This is a genomic window from Desulfonatronum thiodismutans, from assembly GCF_000717475.1.
In the GTDB taxonomy this organism is placed as follows: Bacteria; Desulfobacterota; Desulfovibrionia; order Desulfovibrionales; family Desulfonatronaceae; genus Desulfonatronum; species Desulfonatronum thiodismutans.
In genome coordinates this window covers 73,390-93,084 of record NZ_JPIK01000020.1, presented here as the reverse complement: position 1 = coordinate 93,084, position 19,695 = coordinate 73,390, and the positions used below count along the sequence as shown (strand labels likewise).

At 57.6% G+C, this 19,695-nt stretch carries 12 protein-coding genes, 1 tRNA gene, 1 pseudogene and 1 CRISPR repeat array (1 of these 15 only partly in view); of the genes and pseudogenes, 5 read left to right on the top strand and 9 right to left on the bottom strand.

Annotated features, from left to right (window positions below):
- The first annotated feature begins 24 nt into the window (after positions 1–24).
- From GY33_RS0114835 to GY33_RS20640, 4 genes are all read left to right on the top strand, one after another.
- Positions 25–111 (top strand) — tRNA-Leu (locus GY33_RS0114835).
- Between the two features lie 440 nt (positions 112–551).
- Positions 552–4,898 (top strand): PAS domain S-box protein, encoded by a 4,347-nt coding sequence (locus GY33_RS19970; RefSeq protein ID WP_051822684.1) that lies wholly within the window; start codon positions 552–554, stop codon positions 4,896–4,898.
- 437 nt (positions 4,899–5,335) lie between these two features.
- A complete protein-coding gene (locus GY33_RS0114820) occupies positions 5,336–5,617 on the top strand; it encodes a hypothetical protein (protein WP_031388081.1) in 282 nt (93 codons plus the stop codon).
- A 317-nt stretch (positions 5,618–5,934) separates the two neighbouring features.
- Complete coding sequence (locus tag GY33_RS20640) at positions 5,935–7,182, top strand: DUF3089 domain-containing protein (protein ID WP_084185201.1); 1,248 nt, start codon at positions 5,935–5,937, stop codon at positions 7,180–7,182.
- Between the two features lie 76 nt (positions 7,183–7,258).
- Here GY33_RS20640 and GY33_RS0114810 read toward each other — a convergent pair.
- From GY33_RS0114810 to GY33_RS21840, 3 genes and pseudogenes are all read right to left on the bottom strand, one after another.
- Positions 7,259–7,594, bottom strand: a pseudogene (locus GY33_RS0114810) (Y-family DNA polymerase); the annotation flags it as partial.
- Positions 7,595–7,621: 27 nt separating this feature from the next.
- Entirely contained in the window at positions 7,622–7,912 is a 291-nt protein-coding gene (locus GY33_RS19335; RefSeq protein WP_326923852.1) for a LexA family protein, read from the bottom strand.
- Positions 7,909–8,097 carry a S24/S26 family peptidase gene (locus tag GY33_RS21840; RefSeq protein WP_326923851.1) on the bottom strand — a complete coding sequence of 63 codons (189 nt, stop codon included), beginning with the start codon at positions 8,095–8,097 and terminating at the stop codon, positions 7,909–7,911. Before GY33_RS21840 ends, GY33_RS19335 begins: the two co-directional genes overlap by 4 nt.
- 114 nt (positions 8,098–8,211) lie before the next feature.
- On the opposite strand from GY33_RS21840, the gene GY33_RS0114800 reads away from it, so the two are divergent.
- Positions 8,212–9,120, top strand: coding sequence for a cation diffusion facilitator family transporter (locus tag GY33_RS0114800; protein ID WP_031388079.1), 909 nt, complete (start codon positions 8,212–8,214; stop codon positions 9,118–9,120).
- 59 nt (positions 9,121–9,179) lie between these two features.
- On the opposite strand, the gene GY33_RS0114795 is transcribed toward GY33_RS0114800, so the two are convergent.
- The 6 genes from GY33_RS0114795 to GY33_RS0114765 form a co-directional block, all read right to left on the bottom strand.
- A complete protein-coding gene (locus GY33_RS0114795; protein ID WP_031388078.1) occupies positions 9,180–10,694 on the bottom strand; it encodes an ATP-binding protein in 1,515 nt (504 codons plus the stop codon).
- Between the two features lie 271 nt (positions 10,695–10,965).
- The gene (gene metK, locus GY33_RS0114785) at positions 10,966–12,123 is read right to left on the bottom strand and encodes a methionine adenosyltransferase (RefSeq protein ID WP_031388077.1); all 1,158 of its coding nucleotides are present in this window, start codon (positions 12,121–12,123) and stop codon (positions 10,966–10,968) included.
- 453 nt (positions 12,124–12,576) lie between these two features.
- Positions 12,577–13,344, bottom strand: coding sequence for a TIGR04219 family outer membrane beta-barrel protein (locus tag GY33_RS0114780; RefSeq protein WP_200874881.1), 768 nt, complete (start codon positions 13,342–13,344; stop codon positions 12,577–12,579).
- Positions 13,341–13,931 (bottom strand): cysteine hydrolase family protein, encoded by a 591-nt coding sequence (locus GY33_RS0114775; protein WP_268746651.1) that lies wholly within the window; start codon positions 13,929–13,931, stop codon positions 13,341–13,343. Before GY33_RS0114775 ends, GY33_RS0114780 begins: the two co-directional genes overlap by 4 nt.
- A gap of 9 nt (positions 13,932–13,940) precedes the next feature.
- Positions 13,941–14,243: a Dabb family protein gene (locus tag GY33_RS0114770; protein WP_031388074.1), complete on the bottom strand. Its 303-nt coding sequence runs from the start codon at positions 14,241–14,243 to the stop codon at positions 13,941–13,943.
- A gap of 195 nt (positions 14,244–14,438) precedes the next feature.
- Positions 14,439–19,070 (bottom strand): glutamate synthase-related protein, encoded by a 4,632-nt coding sequence (locus GY33_RS0114765; protein ID WP_235185537.1) that lies wholly within the window; start codon positions 19,068–19,070, stop codon positions 14,439–14,441.
- A gap of 309 nt (positions 19,071–19,379) precedes the next feature.
- Positions 19,380–19,695: direct repeats of the CRISPR family, unit length 33 nt; unit sequence GTTTCAATCCACGCCCCCCGCGCGGGGGGCGAC (it continues 593 nt past the right edge of the window).

The window sequence follows — 19,695 nt, the reverse complement described above, 5'->3', positions numbered from 1 at the left end:
CCCAAGCTAGATGCCTCCCTTTACGCCGGGGTGGTGAAACTGGTAGACGCACTGGACTCAAAATCCAGCGGGGGCAACTCCGTGTCGGTTCGATTCCGACCCCCGGCACCACGAAAATCTAGGGCTTACAGTGAAAACTGTAAGCCCTTTTTGTTTTGGATTTCTCCATGTCACCACTATGTACGTTTCGGGAACACGAGGCGAAGCCACTTGGCGAACCAGCCTACGGGAACGTCGACGATCAACCCCTCGCTCCTAAGCCCATGGGAAGCATCGTCCAAATTTTTAAACAGCCCAAGTCCTCCCTACGGACCGACATCGGAGCTTCACTCGTTGACCTCATCGGCGTCTTGAAGGCTTCTTCGGGTTTAGTCTTGTACGAAATTCAGGCTTGACCTTGTTGCCAAGGATAAGGAAGAAAGAAAAAGATTTGTCGTAGAATGAACAATGTCCGCACGCTCAGTCGTTAATATGCGTTAGTGCGCCAACTTGACCTTTCCTGCTTGAAAAACACCACCTCTTCGCCCCGCCGCACTGCCCCAGGAGCCCGCATGGCCGAGAAGCAACACTCGAAAACAGGACCCATCCAAGCAATCTTTGAGTCCCCCCACGACATCCTGATGGACGCGCCTATCGGCATCTTTACGTCCACGCCGGAAGGCAGATTTCTTTCAGTCAATCAAGCCATGGTGGATATGTACGGGTACGGGTCAGCGCAGGAAATGATCGAGTCTGTCACGGATGTCACTACGAAGATATACGCCGACCCGGAGGATCGACGTCGGCTGTTCGAATACTTCGATGCCAGTGAGACGGCGAAGGATTTTGAAGCCCTTCATCTGCGCAAGGACGGCTCAACGTTCTGGACCTCGGAATCAATCCACTTGGTTCGAGATAAAAAAGGAAACATCACGCGCCTTCATGGATTTGTCACGGACATTTCCGCGAGGAGAACCGCTGAGCAGGCCAAGAAGGAGAGCGAAGATCGTTTTCGATTGATGTTCACTAACGCCCCAATGCCCTATCAATCCCTGGATGAACAGGGCAATTTCTTGGACATCAACCAGACATTTCTGGATGTGCTCGGCTACAGCCGAGAGGAACTTATCGGCAAAAATTTTGGCGACATTCTGCATCCGGACTGGAAGGATCATTTCAAGGAGAATTTCCCCAAATTTAAGGCGGTGGGCGAAATTCTGGGCGTTGAATTCGAGATGGTCAAGAAGGACGGGTCAACAATTCTTGTTTTCTTCAACGGCAAAATCCAACGCGACGACCAGGGCCGGTTTCAAAGAACGCATTGTATCTTCCAGGATGTTACCGAGAAGAAACGCTTCGAGGAGGCTCTGCAGGAAAGCGAGCAGAATTTTCGCACGCTCATCAAGGGGCTGCCGGATATCATTTTACGTTTTGACCGTATGGGTCGGCACTTGTTTGCTTCTCCGAATGTGGAGTCTGTGACAGGCATACCTTCAATGGAGTTTATCGGGAAGACGCATAGAGAGCTCGGTTTTGCCGAACATATGTGCTCTTACTGGGAAGAAATGATCGGTAACGTGTTTGAGCATGGAGAAGAATTAGAAACTGAATTTGAGCACCACGTTGATGACCGTAGGATTATCTTCAATTGGCGCCTCATTCCTGAAAAAAGCAATCAGGGCATTCAATCCGTCCTTTCCATCAGCCGAGACGTTACCAGAGCTGCACTGGCCGAGGAAGCCCTGCGGGAAAGTGAAGACAAATACCATTCTCTATTCCATTCCATGTCGGAAATGGTTGTGCTTCACGAAATTGTTTTTGATGAATATGGGAAGGCTACGAACTACAAAATAATCGACTGCAATCTCGCGTTTACTGAGGTAACCGGCATCAGGCGTGAAGATGCCGTTGGGAAACTGGCAACCGATGTATACGAAACGGAAACAGCGCCCTACCTCAGCGAGTATGAAAAAGTGGTGTTGGGTGACGAACCTTGCAGCTTCACAACCTATTTCGAACCCATGGAGAAATACTTCGAGATAAGCACGGTATCTCCAAAGAAAAACCAATTTGCCACCATTGCCAGCGATATCACGCAGCGAAAAAGGGCCGAACATGAGCTCAAGGAAAAGACAGCACTGCTTGAAGCCGTTCTAGACAACACCCCGGACATCATGAGCGTCAAGCGCCCTGACCTGAGCGTAGTGCGATACAACAAGGCTGGATACGCATTTCTGAACAAGTTTCAGCAGGGGCACACTGAGGGCAAAAAGTGCTATGAACTCATTGGCCGGAATACGCCTTGCCAACCCTGCGCAACCCTTGAAGCGACAAGATCAAAAAAGCAAGTGGAGTTGGAAAAATTCGCTCCTGAACTAGATATGCACCTGAGTTGCCGGGCCAATCCGATCTTCAATGAAGATGGAGAGGTCGAATATACGGTGGAGTTGATTCGCGACATCTCCGCGCAAAAGCAGGCAGAAAAGGCGCTGCGGGAAAGTGAGGAAAAGCACCGCCGCCTCTTCGAGACCATGGCCCAGGGAGTGATTTATCAAGCAGCTGACGGCACCATCATTTCAGCGAATCCAGCAGCGGAGAGGATTCTTGGCCTTACCTTCGGCCAGATGCAGGGCAAGACGTCCATGGACCCTCGTTGGAAAATGATCGAGGAAGACGGGACAGCGGTTCCAGGAAAGGGCCATCCAGCCATGATCTCCTTGCGCACCGGAGAGACTGTCGGGCCTGTTGTCCGGGGGGTGTTTCATCCTGAAAAGAACGCGCATGTCTGGTTATCTATTACGGCCATTCCCTTGTTCCAGCCAGGAGAAGCAAAACCCTTTCAGGCGTATGCGACGTTCGAGGACATCACGGAGCGGACACGGGCCGTTGAGGCGTTGCGGGAACGGGAAGCCTTTATCCAGACGACCTTGGACAATCTTCCGGTGGGGGTTGCCGTGAACTCGGTCGATCCAAGGGTGCAGTTCTCTTACATGAACGACAATTTCGCCAAATTCTACCGGACGACACGAGAGGCGTTGGCCGCGCCGAACGATTTCTGGGAAGTTGTCTATCAGGAGCCTGAATTCAGGGAACAGATAAAATCCAGAGTTCTTGAGGATTGTGCCAGCGGTGACCCTGCCAGGATGTGCTGGAAAGATGTTCCGGTGTTTCGACCAGGCCAGGAGCTTTTTTATATTACAGCACAGAACATCCCCTTGCCCGAGAGCAATCTGATGGTGTCGACTGTCTGGGATGTCACGTACCGCAAGCAGACCGAAGAGGCCTTGCGCAGAAGCGAAAACATGATCAGGAGGGTATTTGAAATCCTGCCCATCGGCTTGTGGATCGCGGACAAGAACGGAAAGCTCATGCAGGGCAATCCGGCAGGAGTGGCAATTTGGGGGGGAGAGCCTAATGTCGATCAGAAAGAGTACGGGGTGTTCAAGGCCAAACGTTTGCCCTCTGGAGAGGAAATCGCGCCGGATGATTGGGCACTGGCGCATACCGTGAACAAGGGGGAGACCGTAGTCGACGAACTCCTGGAAATCGAAGCATTTAACGGCAAAAAAAAGATTATCCTGAATTATACCGCCCCGGTGATGGACGAAGACGGCAACGTTGAAGCAGCCATTGTCGTCAACCAGGATATCACCTCGCGATACCATGCTGAACAAGCGCTGCTTCTGGCCAAGGAACAGGCCGAGGCCGCCAACAAAGCCAAGTCCGAGTTTCTGGCCAACATGAGCCATGAAATCCGTACGCCCATTAACGGGATCATGGGCATGATGCAGCTTTTGGAGACGACATCTCTGGACGGGAATCAACGGAAGTATGTGCGGATGGCCACGAGTTCGGCCAACCGATTGACCAGACTGCTCACCGACATTTTGGACCTTTCTCGGGTCGAGGCGGGCCAGATGACGATCCATGAGGCCGAGTTCGTGGTCCAGGAACTGGCTGATTCCGTATCCGACCTGTTCCAGGTTGCGACCAGGGACAAGGGCATCCATCTCGAATGTTTCATTGATCCGGACATCCCCTCCCGACTTATCGGCGACGAGGCGCGGGTCCGGCAGATTCTCTTCAACCTGACGGGCAATGCCTTGAAATTCACGAACAAGGGCAGCGTCAAGGTAGAAATGACCTCCATGTCCTCCGAAAGGCCGAGCGAATGCCGCATCCAGCTGACGGTGTCCGATACCGGCATCGGGATTCCCGAGGACAAGCAGGATGACTTGTTCAAGCCGTTTGTCCAGGTGGACGGCTCCTACACCCGATCCTATCAGGGCGCCGGGCTGGGGCTGGCGATTGTCAAGCGACTGGTGGACCTGATGGGTGGGAGTATTTCCCTGGCCAGCACTCTCGGTAAAGGGACCACGGTGCAGGTGCTCCTGCCCTTCAAACTTCCCGAGGGAGTGAGCATTCCCACCGAGCAAGGACCAAGGCGGCGGACCGAAGCCAAACAAAGCCTGCGCATCCTCCTGGCCGAGGATGAAGAGTCAAGCTCTTTTCCCACGACAAAACTCCTGGAAAGGGCCGGACACACTGTGACCCTGGCCGAGGACGGGCAACAGGTTCTGGACTTGCTCGCGGCACAGGACTTCGACGTGATCCTGATGGACGTGCAGATGCCGGTGCTGAACGGGGTGGAGGCGACGAAAAGGATCAGGAGTCAGGAGTCAGAAGTCAGTGGTCAGAAATCGGGCGTCGGAGATCGGACGTCTGGCCCTCAGGTTTCAGGTCTCATCCCTCAGCCCTCCCATCGTCGAACGCCGATCATCGCCCTGACCGCCTACGCCATGCTCGGGGACCGGGAGAAGTTTCTGGCTGCCGGAATGGACGACTACCTAGCCAAGCCGGTGAAAATGAAGGACTTGGCGAAGGTGCTGGAGCGGGCGATCTCCAATAAAATGGCATAACCGCAGCGAGATAATCGCAGGGACGGCAAGCCCACTACCAAAACCCATGCCCAATCCCGAATCCCCCCACGAAAAACCCCGGGTCATCTTCGGGATCACCCTCAAGCATTACGCCGCGGCCAGACCCTGGAAGAAGGCCGGGATGACGAAAGAGGAATTTGCAAAAAAAAAATCTGAACCTGGCGCATCCGGTGGGTCGTCAACGGCTATGCCACGTACTGGTACGATCTTGATGTTTTTGCTTGAACGATAACAAATATGACAGGGCTTCCACGATCAATCTCCGGTTTAGGCATTGACAACCCCTATGGTTACTCAATAGTGGATTGCCCACTCTCCCAAGAAGTGCCAAGGCTTGAGGGGTTTGAGACTGAAAAAAATCAACCAATACCACTCACCACATTTCCAACCGCGACAACATCACATAAGGAGACATCATGATAAAAATGCTTTTCCTTGCCGCTCTCGTACTGGTTTCGTTCAGTACTCCGTCACATGCTAATGATGTAGCAAAATGCGTTTGCATCGGACCTAACCATGAAATTGGAAATCATCGTTGCATGCATCATTTCGTTTTTCTACACAAGATGTATATGCTCATTGACCCGAAAGACCCGATAGGGCTGCGCGGTTATATCGGCGACCAGCCTTTCGAGACCTTGGTAAAAACAGGAAAGGTATACGACCCCGTTTCCGGCTGGGGCTGCATTCGTGAGTGAGGCCGTGCGGTGTAAAGTGTTCTTTCGGCAAGATGTCAATCGGCATTCTTTGCCGAAACCGAGGTGGACGCCAAGCTGCGCAAGCACATCGAGGGTTGTATCGGCTGGAATCTGCGGAACAATCATTCTGAATGGAAGGCACTCTATCCAGACGACAACCACGCGGGACCATGGCCGTGAAAGATCACGGCGAAATCAGGCATGGGCAAAAGCCTCAAATCAAACCGGAGGTGCGTAAAAGTAGATGGCCACCAGGGGCAGGAGACTCTTGTCCTCATCCTTGAGCTTCAGGTAGTTAACCCAGGGGAGAAACAACAATGAAAATCATGAAGATTTGGATTAAAACGATTATTATGCTGGTAGTGCTGAATCCACTTATTGCCTTGAACGCATCTTCGAATGAAACAGGCGTCAATAAGTATTCTATTTCGACAAACTGGCAGACTCTACCGGCAAATGCGTCACATGCTGTGGACGTCTTCTTCCTGTATCCAACAACCTACTTCCCGGATATAAAAAGCAATAGTTCTGCATATTCTCCGATTTGGAACCAGACCATCAGGCAGGCCCAAGCCGATCCGAGCATTAGCACTCAAGTCGCTTCCAAATCAAGCGTTTTCAACAAAGCAGGCACAAATCTTTATGTTCCTTATTTTCAGCAAGCGGCAGGTTTATACGTTCTGGAGGCGCTGCTGTGGAAAACAAATGAAGCAAACAGAGCGGCTGCGAACCTGGCATTGGAAATCGCATACAAAGATGTTGAAAACGCATTCGACTATTTCCTGTCGCATTACAGCAAAGACGATAATAATAATAACCCTCGCCCATTTATTCTCGCAGGCCACAGCCAAGGTTCGAACCTGTTGCTTATGCTTTTACAGAGGCGGTTCTCAGATGCCACACTTCGCGAAAGACTCGTTGCCGCTTACGTAATCGGCTGGTCTATCACGGCCGATGATATATCAAACTACCCCGCTCTGTCGCAACTCGGCATCTGCAGCAGCAGGGTACAGACAGGATGCATCATCACTTACAACACGCAGCAAAATCCAGGTGATTTTTCACAAACCGGTCCTTCGCCGACCGGAATCGTGCAAGCGAATGCTTACAGCGTTAATCCGCTAACCTGGGCTGCAAGCGGTCCGAATGAAATGGAGACCACTGCCGTTCCCGCAACAGAAAATCTCGGAGCTCTCTTCTATAAATTTCAGCCGCCCGTTAATCCCCAACTGGGACCTCCTCCGGGCGGACGACTTGCAGAAGGCCAGGTTTGGCCTACCTGGAAAAAATATTTAATCGGGGGCGTCGATGTTGATGCCGTAGTGATCGCTAACTTCACAGGCGCACAAAACAATCAGGGCGCGTTAGTAATTGACCCGACCGCCCTGCCGAAACCAGGAAATTACCAAAATCTCAATGCGCCGTACAATTTGCTGCCGGGCTGGTATCACAACTATGATTATAGTTTCTTCTTTTTCAACCTTGAACTGAATGTCATGGACAGGATTGCATCCTATTACATAGGCCGATATGAAGTGGCCACAAAAAAATGGACAGTCTACTAAGATAGATGCCACGACACGGGAGGGACAATTTCAATAAGTAGAAACATAAGTCCAGGGGGTGGTCGTGCATCCGGTCCAAGCGCAGGAACGCCTCGTCGATGGAGTAGATTTCCATGTCCGGGGTGAACCGGGAAACCGTGTCCATCACTCGGCGGGACATGTCACCGTAGAGGGCGAAATTGGAGGAAAAGACGTGGACCCCGTGCTTTCGAAACAGAGGCTGAAACTTGAACGCCGGTGCGCCCATGGGAATGTCCAGGGCCTTGGCCTCGTTGGAGCGGGCAATCACGCAGCCGTCGTTGTTGGACAGCACAACGATGGGCTTGCCTCGCAGCTTGGGATTGAATGCCCGCTCGCAGGATGCGTAGAAGTTGTTGCAGTCCAGCAGGGCGAAGATGCTCGAGGCCGGCATGACCTTGAGTTGTTTCATGGCTCGTATTCAGGGCATCTTGCGGATCACGCTCGTCACGACGCCCCAGACCTCGCAGTCCATCTCGGGCGTGAGTTCGATCTCGGGATATTCGGCATTGGCGGGGACCAGAAAGGCGTGCCCGTTCCGCCGCTTCAACGTCTTGACCGTGAATTCACCGTAGACAATGGCGATGACCACCTTCCCGTCCGTGACTTCGGCGGACTTGTCCACGACCAGCACGTCCCCGTCATGGATGCCCACGCCTTGCATGGAATCGCCGGTGGCCCGGACCAGATACGTGGCCGCCGGGTTCTTCACCAGGTAGTCTCATTCAGGTCCAGCCGCTTTTCCAGGAAATCATCGGCTGGAGACGGAAAGCCCGCCGTCACAGGCGACAAATACAGCGGCAGTTCGACATTCAGACCTTTGGCAACGCCGGAAATCAGGGCCAAGTCCTTGGACAGAGGAACCTGTCGCAACGTGTCAGCATTTTCGTGAGACATGGGGATGATCGTAGCGATCATCGAGAGGCGCGGCAATGGTTTGCGTTCCCGTCAACCGTGACATAAGCACTCTTTGCCATTCATCGCATTTTCTCTTGTTTCCTGAAACCACACATGAACACGCCAGCCAGCACCAGCGCCGACGCGACGAAGGAACGTACGGCTCTTATTTCAGTCATCATCGATCTGGCCTTTATCGGCCCGACCTTCGTTATTGCCGTTCTCGCGAATTCCATGACGCTCTACGCGGATCTGCTCGGCGATTTCAATGTTTTTTTCGCCAATGCCATGCTCTTGTTCATTCTCCACAAAATGAGAAAGGGGATGGGCGCGAATTTTGACTACGGAGCGGGGAAAATCGAAAACCTCATTGGCGTGGTCGGCGCCTGGTTCGTCGTGCTATCCGTTGGGTACATCATTTACACGTCCATCGGGCGGCTTGTTTCGCCCGTTGCCCTTGATCCCGGCCACCTGGCCATGGGAGCCGTGATCATGTTGGCATCCATGATGTCAAGCGGCTATCTCTGGGTTCGCAACTATCGGATTCACAAAAGGATCCCTTCTCCGGTCACGGACATTCAATGGCGGGTGCCCATGTCCGACACGGTCATCGCCGGAGGGATACTGTTCAGCCTGCTGGCCATGATTCTTCTGCGGGAATACGCATGGTCGCTCCATATCGACCCCGTCATATCCCTGGCATTAGGCGGGGTCATCATCTATTCCTTCTACGGGCTGATTAAAAGTTCTCTCTTCGACCTCCTGGACAGAACCCTCGAGGAAAAATACCAACTCATCATCACCCGTGAACTGGCGAACCATTATCATGAGTATGCCCATTTTCACGGTGTCCGCTCGCGGAGAACCGGAGGACGGGTGCTCATTGAAATCTTTCTGGAATTTGACCCTGACCAGCGCGTGGGCGAAGTCCAGCAGGTCATCCGGTCCATGCGGGAGTCATTGGAAGGAAAGATCGAAAACAGTTTCGTGAGCGTATCGCTTTCAACGGAACCAATACGTTGATACCGTTGACACATTTCGGCGCCTGACAACTTCCCCTGTTTTTTGGTGTCCAAGTCTGATCAGGGCCGCGGATCAGACCATGTGCCGGGATCCGCGGCTCGCGCATACTCCAAAAGCCCGCGGCCAAAGGGCGATGCGAGGTGGATGGAGTCGTATCCTGGGTCCACGCCATGTATGTACTGGACCAGGAGAACCTCCGCGCCATCGTCGTCCAGGCCGACTCCGGCAAAGAAGAACCCCATCTTTTCAACAAGATCGGCCACCACGCCGGTAGCCGGGTCCGCCAAGGGCAGCGCGAGGTGCGCCACGGGGATTCCCTGCCCGCAGGACAATGCCAGTTGGTCGCCCACGTGTTTCAGGATGTCGTGCCCGTACTGAGCGACGCTGATCCACGTCCACCCTTCCTTCAAGTCGGATTCCGAATAAATCCGCGCGAGGCCCTCAGGCAGACCGCGCCCCGAAACATCTGAAAATCGATAGTTTCTCCCCAGATGCTGGAATATTCGGCTGACCATCGGGCGGTGCCTGTCCGGAACGTGGAGCAGCGTCCCGTCGTCTCCATGCAGATAGTTGAGGAACACGACGCTGGCGATGCGCCCCGGATCCTGCCCGTCCTTTTCCCGCCAGATCCGGGAGGCCGGGCCTGCCGCCAAAAGCATTGCGCATTCCTTGAATCCTTGCAGCAGAAGGTTGCGCTGGGAATGGATATGATTCGTGACCGCCAGGGCGCTCATCGCGCGGAGACCAAGCGTTCGGGCGCTCTCGCTGAGCAAGGCGTACACGTCCTCGTGCACGCCGGGGCTTTTGAAGCGGGTATCCAGGATGAAATAGGTCAGTTCCCTCACGCGCGCTCCCGGGGTGTCGGCCACCAGGGCGCAATGGCCCATGAGTTCTCCACTTGCCGTTTCAGCCACCACCGAGACCATCTCTCCCTGTTCAAGCATCTCGCGAACCCTGGCTGGATAGTAGATCGATTCATTGAAGAACACCGCGCCATGCGCCCGCAATGCCAACCTGGCGATGCCTTCGGCATCATCGGGTTGTCCCAGGCGAACGGCATGGCTGGTCATTATCCGGGGCTTGGAGGAACCAGCGGAAGACTTCCGCGGGGCCGCCCTCTTTTCCTGTTCCTTGTCCTGTTCTCCTTGGTTGCCGGGCCCATGTTTGACGAGGCAGATCACCCGCTCTCCACCCTCCAGCAAGGAAAACGTCACTTCGTCAACCATGTGTCGGGCAAGAAAGGTTTGCAGCCCGGTGACGTCCTCCGCGGACGCGAACCGTTGCGCATCAAAGGCCGGGAGCGCCTCGTCCTCCAGGGGCAGGCCCCTGGAGCGAAGGACGATATGCAGGCCAAGCGTGGTGCGGGACAATCGGACCCGCAGCAGGTCGTCCTCTCTGCCGAAGCCGAGGGAAATGGAGTAGGTTGAGGCCTCTTCAAAGGCCAGACAGATGCGCTGGGAGTCCGTTGCGGAAAACCCGGACTGCAGGGCATACTCCCGGACCGCGGCCCCGACAACCGGGATCAGTTTGGTATTCGAAGGAAAGGCCAGTGAGACCACGTCAAAAAGCTGCATGACAAGGTTTTCCTTTCTTTCAGGATGGTTCAAAACGGGTTGCCATTCTTTTCCATCTGCGTCTGGGCCAAAACGATCATACCATGTTTTTCTGGAAAAAGAAGCAGGAATGAAAGCAATACAGGGAAAATTACATAACGGTAAACAGGCATACCCTTCAGTCCTTCGGAATCATTTGATCATGCTGCATGAGTGTTTTTCGTCCACTTGCCTCAGTAAATGAACGTCCGATCTTTTGCTTTCATGGCGACTTTCACAAGGATCGGCTCGATCAGCTCACCTTTTCCCACGGCAGGTCCAGGTCGTCACGTCCAAAATGTCCATAGGCCGCCGTTGGATAATAGAGGGGACGCAACAATTTGAGCTTGTCGATGATTCCGGCAGGCGTCAAATCGAATTCTTCCTGAAGCATTCGCTCAATTTCTTGATCCGGCAGCTCCCCGGCGCCGGAGGTTTTGACCAGGCAGCTAACTGGTTTGGCCACACCAATGGCATAGGAAATCTGGGTCAGGCATTTTTTGGCCCAGCCCCTGGATACGACGGTCTTGGACAGAAAGCGGGCCATATACGCAGCGGAACGATCCACCTTGCTAGGATCTTTCCCGGAGAATGCACCGCCGCCATGCGGTGCCGCACCTCCGTAGGTGTCCACAATGATCTTACGACCAGTTAATCCGGTATCGCCCTTGGGGCCACCGGTCACGAACCGCCCGGTAGGATTGATAAGGCACTTAAAATCCGGTGAGCGGTGGCTCTCGGGGATGACGGGCTTGATGATCCGTTCCAGAACGGATGCCCGAAGCTCATCCATGCTGATGTTGTCATCATGCTGGGTCGACAGGACCACGGTCTCGACATGAACGGGCTTGCCGTCGACGTAGCGAAAGGAAACCTGCGACTTTGCGTCTGGTCCCAGCCAGGCAATGGTGCCGCTTTTTCGGAGTTCGGCCTGCCGTTGGACCAATCGATGCGCAAAGATTATTGGAGCAGGCATCAATTCAGGCGTCTCGTCGCAGGCATAGCCGAACATCATGCCCTGGTCTCCGGCTCCGAGCACTCCGTCCTCTCGGTCGACCCCCTGGTTGATGTCTCGGGACTGACCGTTAAAGCGGACCTGGATTTCGCAGGCTTCGGGATCAATGCCGGTATTTGAGTCGCGATACCCCGTATCCCGGACAACCTGGCGCACCAGTGATTCAGTCATGGCCTGGACTTGCTGAAATACTTCGGAAGTGGCTTTGAATTCACCAGCAACGACAACGCACTGGTCGGCCAGTAACGTCTCGCAAGCAACCCTGGCATGAGGGTCACGGGACAGGAATTCGTCCAGGATACGATCGGAAATCCGATCGGCGAGCTTGTCAGGGTGTCCTTCGGATACGGATTCGGACGTGAACAGGTGGGAACGTGTGGAAGAAACGGATGGCATGAGGGCGCACCTCCTTCGCTCCTTGGTGAATGGGCTGCGCGTTTGGCGGCCACTGGGAGCGAAATCGGCGGGCCAACGCTTTAGCAGTATTTCTGAGTCGCCCTGCAAGTTGTAGATTAAATCGGCGACGATCGAACCACGGACAAAAAAAAGCCCGCTCAGCTTAAAGCCAAGGCGGGATAGGGGTATCTCGCTTTAGCTGGTATTTGTTAAGCGCCCCGCAAGCTGAGATCAACTCGGCGCTGGAGAAACTGATATTGCTTTTGCCCAAACGTGTCAACTCCAAAAACTCTTACCGGACGACACCAGATACCAATCCCCGCCAAGCTCCATTTCACTTCGATGGACGGCAACTCGCGGACAAAATTCCCATGGAGGAAATGACCACATGTTCGATCTGAAGAAGATCTGTCAAGCCCTCTTCCCTCGATAACTGCTGAAGGCGCAACGGGCTCAAAAGCTGATCCCGATCTCCGCGAACGGGCCGCTGATGTCCACGTCGGCCTTGAGACCTTTTTCGTCGATGGAGACGGAGTCGTAGCGGTACCCGCCGGCAAGAAAGAGGTGGTCCAGCGGATCGAAGCGTACCCGGCCGATGAGGCTGTAGAAGTGGTTTCCGGCGTAGGTCACTCCGCGGGCCTCGGCTTCCAGGGCGAAGAAGTCCAGGGGGCGAAAGCTGGCTCCGGCATAGAGCGTGGGTACGGGCAAAAACAGGCTCTCGGACTCGGAAAGCCCGGCCTGCTCCTGGCGGACCTCGATATCCACGTCCATCAGCCGCAGATTCAGCCCCAAATCCACGTTGAACATGCCCAGGGTCGCCGCCTTCAGCCCCGGAATTCCGTAGAACAGGCTCACGTCGTACTGATTCAGCCGCAGCTTGCCGTCGATGGGCGCATCCGCTGAAAAAGTCTGGTTTCCAAAGGTGAAGCTCCCCTTGGCCGTCCCCTTGCCCGAAAAGGTCACCGGCGTGGCCATGAATCCGATATTGGGGAGGATCAGCGGGGTTTCCAGCCGAGCGCGGAAGAGCAGGCCGGTCTCGTCGTCCAGTCCCAGGCTGCTTTCCAGATCAAGCCGGTCATCGCCCGTCTGGCCCTTGTAGGTCACGTCCCCGGAGGGGGACTGATGCCAAACGCCAACCGCCGCCTCGAACCCCGCGGCCCCGGCCCATCCGGGAAGAATCAGCACGATGCACGCCGCCAAAGCGGCCCAAAACTTGGTCACAGTGGTTTCTCCTCTGAAAGATTGATCATTTCCTGAAATGGAATGCACAGCATGCCCATATTGCGCATGTCCTCGATATTGTTCGCCGCGATCCGTTCGGTCTGGGCGGAACAGGCGTCCGTGACCACGATCACCCGGTAGTCCCGACCCAGGGCGTCCACGGCCGTGGCCCGGATGCAATTGGGATACTGGGTTCCGGCTACGATCAGCGTCTCCGCTCGCAGGCGACGCAACAGCAAATCCAGCTCCGTGCCCAAAAACGCGCTGAAGCGCTGTTTGGTCAACACGTAATCGCCGGAGCGCGGCATCAGCTCCGCCACGATCCGCGCCCCGGGCGTCCCGGCCACGCAGATGCCCGCGCCGTTCTGAAACAGCTCTTGCCGGGTATATTCCACGTCGCTGCCGTCGGGCCGGTGTTCCCGGACCACGTGGATCACCGGCCAGGATCGCTTCCGGGCATGCTCCGCCAGCGTGGCGATGACTGGAATGGTCTCCCTGGCCCCGGCCACGGCGGCCGGGGCGTCGGGCAAAACGAAATCGTTCTGCATGTCCACGATCAGCAGAGCGGGACTCAAAAACCCGAACACGGCGTCCTCCTATATCTCGTAATCCACCACGCCCCGATCAACGACCACCTTCTTCACGAATTCCACGCAGCGCTGATGCTCCGGATGCTGTTGATAAACTTGAAGGGCGTCACGAGATTCCAGTTCAGAGTACAGAACAACCTGCCAGGCCGGAGAAGCCTGAAAGACATCCAACCCGACCTCCAGATGCAGCAAGCCCGGAATCTTGCCGTTCAGCGCCTCCAGCATCTGCTTCATCTTCTTCCCGTTCTCCCCGGCCCCGGCTCCCTCTGCCTGCTCCTTCAACGTCCACATCACGATATGCTTGATCATTGTCTTCCTCCTTGGATGGCATGGTTTGTTGTGATGACGGTCGAATTGATTTTCAACGAAGACCTTACGGCGCTGGATTACAGCTTCAATTGCCATTTCGATCACCGCATAACAGAATCATAGAGCTCGAAAGATCCCTCTGCCCCCTGTTATCCGATTCTTGAGTCCTGAATTCTGACTCCTGAATCCTCCCTTTCACTCCGCCTTGGGCGGATTCTTGTCCGCCGGGACGATCATTACGAAGCGGGTTTCAGCTTCGGCCATCAGTTGTTCCACGGCCAAGGCCTCTTCCCCCTGGAAGGAGGCCCGCAGCTCGGCCACGTAGCGGGTGAGCAGCTCGCGGATATCCGCGAGGCCTTGCTCGGTCACGTCCCGGACGGCCACGTCCGCGCCGCTGGCCAGACGGCGGCGGATGGCGGCCTTGTCGAACCCATATTCCGGGTACTGGCACAGGTAGACCACTCCGCCGGTCATCCCGGAGCAAATCCAGGGGCCGGGATCGCCCAGAACCACGGCCCGCCCCCCGGTCATGTACTCGAAGGCAAAGCCCTTGAGGTGGGCGCGCACGGCCAGGTTGCTTTCCTCGTCCCGGACCCGGGACGTGATCCGGGCCCCGAACACCGCGTCCGCGCCGGACATCCGGATGCAGGCCCGGGAGTCCGCGTAGTTCTGGACCATGAGCGTCCCCCCGATGGCGCCGTAGGCGAAGCTCTTGCCCGTGGACCCGTCCACCCTGCGGCCCATCAGATTCGCGCCCTTGAACACGCCGCAGGCCCCGCCGAGGCTGCTCTTGGCCGTGCCGTCCTGGGCCCCGCCGTCCACCATCACGTCGATGCCCGGGATATTGAAGGCGCACAGACCGTTGCCGGGCACCGAGGAGTCCAGGCGCAACTTGGCCCGGCGCTCCCCGGAATCCCCGAATTGGCGGACCACGGCCCCGGCCAGGTAGGTGCCCATGGCCCGGTCCACGCTGCGCACGTACTGATCCGTGTACCGAACTTCCCGAGTCTGTTCGTCGGCGAACTCGGCCAGGGAGATGTCCGCCACCAGCTTGGTCAGGACGTTCAACGGCTTGCGGACCATGCGCAGGGCCCCGGCCGGTCCGGCGGAGCCGTCCATGGCCGGACGGGCCAGGATGTCCGTCAGGGCCACCACGTCTTGATGGGATATCTGGGCCAGAAACTCCGTGCGTCCGACCACGTCCCGGACCCGGCTGACGCCCAGGTCCGCCAGAATGGCCCGCATTTCCTCGCCGATACAGGTGAACAACCGCACCAGATTGCCGGTTTCCGCGGCCGCTTGCAGCGGGGTGAAGCCCTTGACGCCGCGCAGCTCCGCCTCGGCCTTGGTCCGCAGCTGAGTGGAGATGCCCCGGGGACAGGTGTCCAGGTGGCAACGTTGGCAACTGATGCAGCCCACGCCCATCAGGGCCGCGGTGCCCATGCCCACCCGGTCCGCGCCGAGAAAGATCATCTTCAGGGCGTCCGCGCCGCTGCGCAGCCCGCCGTCGGCCCACAGCTCCACCTGATCCCGCAGACCGGACTCCACCAGGGCCCGGTGGGCCTGGCTGACCCCGATCTCCGCGGGCAGGCCGACATATTTTTTGCTGTGCTCCCGGGCCGCGCCCGTGCCGCCGTCAAACCCGGAAACCGTGACGATATCCGCCCCGGCTTTGGCCACGCCCACGGCAATGGTTCCCACCCCGCTGGTCACGGGAATCTTCACCGAAACCCGGGCCATGGGATTGGCGGTCTTCAGCTCGGTGATGATCTGGGCCAAATCCTCGATGGAATAGATGTCGTGATGATTGGAGGGGGAGATCAGGGCGATGCCCGGCATGCAATGCCGGGCCTGGGCCACCATGGGCGTGACCTTCTGGCCCGGCAGATGACCGCCCTCCCCGGGCTTGGCCCCCTGGCCGATCTTGATTTCCAGAAAGTCCACGGAATTGAGAAAGGCCATGTGCACGCCGAAGCGGCCCGAGGCGATCTGCTGGCCCCGGTTGTGGCGGTACTTGCCGAGCATGTCCGGAATCTCCCCGCCCTCCCCGTTCATGCACACGATGTTCAAAAGCCGGGCGGCCTCGGCATAGCTCCGAAAGGAGTTCTCCCCCTGGGAACCGAAGCTCATGGCCGGAATGATCAGAGGCATGGCATGGCCGCCGATGGTGATGTCCACCTCACTCATGGCCAGGGGCGCGGCTTGGCTGGGCCGGGAGAAGCCGAGAACATGGCGCAGGGCCACCGGATTTTCCCGCTCCAGGGCGGCCAACTCCTGGGCCATTTCCCGGAACCCGGCCACTCCGGTGGCGGCCCGGCGCAGCACCCGGCCGACCTTGGTGTTCCGCGCCGGGGTACTCCAGAGCTGGGCCGACGTCTCCCGAACGGCCCTGCCCAGACGGACGCGGGCAATCTCCTCCAGCCGGGCCAGGGACAGACCGATATCCGGCGACTGACAAAAGTTGGCGCATTTGAAGATCCTCGCCAGATCCTCGGCCAGGCCGATGGAGGAGAAAATCCGGCCATAACCGCACAACTCATGGATGCCCATGGTGGACATGACCTTTTCCATGCCCTTCTGGAGCACGTCCATGGTGGTCCGGATCACGGTCTCGGCCGGTCGGCTCTCCGTGGCGTGCTCCCGGGCCATGCGCCAGATCATGTACGGATTGATGGCATCCGCGCCCAGCCCGAGCAGGAACATTACGTCGTGCAGGTTGCGCACCGCGGCGCTGCGCACCACCAGGGAACAGCGCCGCCGCAAACGGTGCTCCTCCAGGAAATTGCCGATCACGGCCAGGGCCAGGCCCGGATCGACATACACCCGCCCGTCGGAGAAGGTGCGCGAGTCGTCCAGAACCAGCAGCACGGCCCCGGCGTCGATGGCGGCCCCGGCCTCCAGACACAAATCGGCAAGACGCCGCTCCAGGCAGCCTTGGCCGTTGCCAGGCCCGCTGTCTGGATCGTCGGTTTTCGCTTCGAAAACCGCATCCAGAACAGCAACCCGGGCCGGATCCCGCCCCTGTCCGGTAAAAAAAGAAAGCACGGAGTCCATGGTCTGGGTGCCGAACTCCGCGGCCAATTGGGACAGGGCCGCTCCGCAGACCCGACCGTCCAGGCAGCCGCCCAGGAGCAACGGAGTGCGCAACTCCAGCCCCACGGCCCCGGCCCGCTCCCGGTTGTCGATCTCCGGCCGGTCGCCGAGAATGCAGCGTGTGGTGAAATGGTCGGGCTCCCGCTCCCGGTCGATGGCCGGATTGGTGACCACGGCAACATTTTCCTTGAAAAACTCGGAGATGTTGGCCAGCCCTTCCGGGGTCAGACAGGCCAGGGGGCCCTGATAGCCCATGGAGCCGATCACCGCCCCGCCGACGGTGGCCGTTTTCTTGCGCATCTCCACGTCGTACTTGTGCCAGCCCAGAGCGGCCAGCACGTTCTCCCGAACCATCTCGCCCGGCGACATCCGCGACCGGCCGTCGTCAAGCAGGTTTTCCAGGCCAAAAGCATTCTCCGGCTTATCCGGAACAGCTTGATACAAGGTCCCAATCCGCTCACGCAGCCCGTCCCGGCCCCGCATCAGCCGGACCAGTTGGCGTTGATAGGCCCGGTAGTTGAACACCACGGCCCGCCGACCGGTCAGGGTAAAAATGGCCATTTTTTCCCCAGGGGCCAGAGGCACGGGGTCCGAGGCCGTGTCCTCGAGGTCCACCACGCCTTTTTCCGAGGACAGATAGTAATTGTAGTCGCTCTCGCCGAACCACAACGGACGCAGCCCCAGGGCGTCCACGCTGCCGATGCACACGTCGCCGTGCCGGGCGATGACCGCGGCCGGCCCCTGGGCCGAGGGCGGAAAGAACCAGCGGTAGGTTTGATAAACCTCGCGCAAATCCTCGGGATAATGCTCCACCTCGCTGTGCACGGCAGGGAAGACCATGGCAAAGGCCTCGGTGAGTTCCAGGCCGTAGCGGTGGATCAAACCCTCGACGGCCCGGTTCAGATCCTGGGAATCGCTGCCCCCGGGCACCGGTTCGATGCCCAGATTGCGTGCCGCGCCGCGCAGCCGCTCGATGGTGTTGATTTCGCCGTTGTGGGCCAGGATGGAGAAGGGTTGGGTGCGCTCCACCGTGGGCAAAGTGTTGGTGGAATAGCGACTGTGGCCCAGGCAGATCTTGGACCGGGTGGCCGGATCGCGCAGCTCCGGATAAACCCGCTGTAAAAGTTCCGGCCCGCCCCGGACCTTGTAGACCACGCTGTCCTGAGACAGGGAGGCCACATGGAGATCCGGCTCCAGGTCCTCCAGCTCCACCAGGACCTTGAACAGCAGCCGACCGGAATCAATGCGCACGTCCCGGCGGACCAGCCCGGCCACCTGCCAGAACAGCGGTGTCTCGGCCCGGGCCATGGGGCCCAGTTCGTCGTCGTTGGTCCGGCCTTGCAACTCCAGGAGGATGTCCAGCCCGCGCAGGGCAAAGGTCTTGCGGACCGTGTCCAGAATATCGTCGGCCCGTTCGCGGATCCGGCGAGGCAGAAGCAGATGACCCACGAAAAAACCGCTGGACTCCGCCAGATGGGGCGACAAACCGGCTTCCCGCAACCGACGGCTCCACAGTTCCCGCGGCACGTCGGTCATAATCCCGCACCCGTCGCCCTCGTCGTTGATGTCCCCGGAACGATGGGCCATTTTCTTCAGGGCCTCGATGGTCCGGACGATATTGGCATGGGTCACGCGGCCGCGCTTGTCCACGAAGGCGATAATCGCGCAGGCGTCGCGCTCTTCGCAAATTGGTCGGCTGGAAGCGAGACCGCAGGATGGGATGCACTTTGACACGATGTCCTCCGTCTTAAAATAGCGAAAATAATGGGGAGCGAAGAATCGACGTCCGTCGGCGAAGCAACGCAGCGTCTTCGGCATCATTAGCCGACCGGGTGAGAGAAATCAAAAGCTTCACGTGCTGAATCGGTCGGTTCAACCGCTTTATTCAGCCGCTCAATCCGAATGTTCAGATCGGCCGCTCCACCAAATACTTCCAATACCGCCGGGGCATGAAGCGACGTTGCAACCCTTCGCAATACAGCAAGCCCCTCCTAGTTGCTTCATCAGGTACGTTATCCTCCTACTCGCTCCTCAATTTTACGTGTTTCAATCCACGCCCCCCGCGCGGGGGGCGACGGTCTGCCATTGTGGGCCTCGCTCGTAGGTAGGTGTTTCAATCCACGCCCCCCACGCGGGGGGCGACAGGCCGTGGCCGGGATCAGGATCGATGGCGGAGCGTTTCAATCCACGCCCCCCACGCGGGGGGCGACCAGGGTCTGCATGGAGCCGGACTTGCCCAGCGTGTTTCAATCCACGCCCCCCACGCGGGGGGGCGACTCGCGCACCCCGATAGCAGTAGCAACACGATCCAGTTTCAATCCACGCCCCCCACGCGGGGGGCGACAACGCGCCGCTGAAA

Excerpts from the sequence above, each read along its gene's own strand:
- GY33_RS0114800 (WP_031388079.1), top strand. The coding sequence starts at position 8,212 with ATGAACACGCCAGCCAGCACCAGCGCCGACGCGACGAAGGAACGTACG.
- GY33_RS19970 (WP_051822684.1), top strand. The coding sequence starts at position 552 with ATGGCCGAGAAGCAACACTCGAAAACAGGACCCATCCAAGCAATCTTT.
- metK (WP_031388077.1), bottom strand. The coding sequence starts at position 12,123 with ATGCCATCCGTTTCTTCCACACGTTCCCACCTGTTCACGTCCGAATCC.
- GY33_RS0114820 (WP_031388081.1), top strand. The coding sequence starts at position 5,336 with ATGATAAAAATGCTTTTCCTTGCCGCTCTCGTACTGGTTTCGTTCAGT.
- GY33_RS21840 (WP_326923851.1), bottom strand. The coding sequence starts at position 8,097 with ATGTCTCACGAAAATGCTGACACGTTGCGACAGGTTCCTCTGTCCAAG.
- GY33_RS0114795 (WP_031388078.1), bottom strand. The coding sequence starts at position 10,694 with ATGCAGCTTTTTGACGTGGTCTCACTGGCCTTTCCTTCGAATACCAAA.
- GY33_RS0114770 (WP_031388074.1), bottom strand. The coding sequence starts at position 14,243 with ATGATCAAGCATATCGTGATGTGGACGTTGAAGGAGCAGGCAGAGGGA.
- GY33_RS20640 (WP_084185201.1), top strand. The coding sequence starts at position 5,935 with ATGAAAATCATGAAGATTTGGATTAAAACGATTATTATGCTGGTAGTG.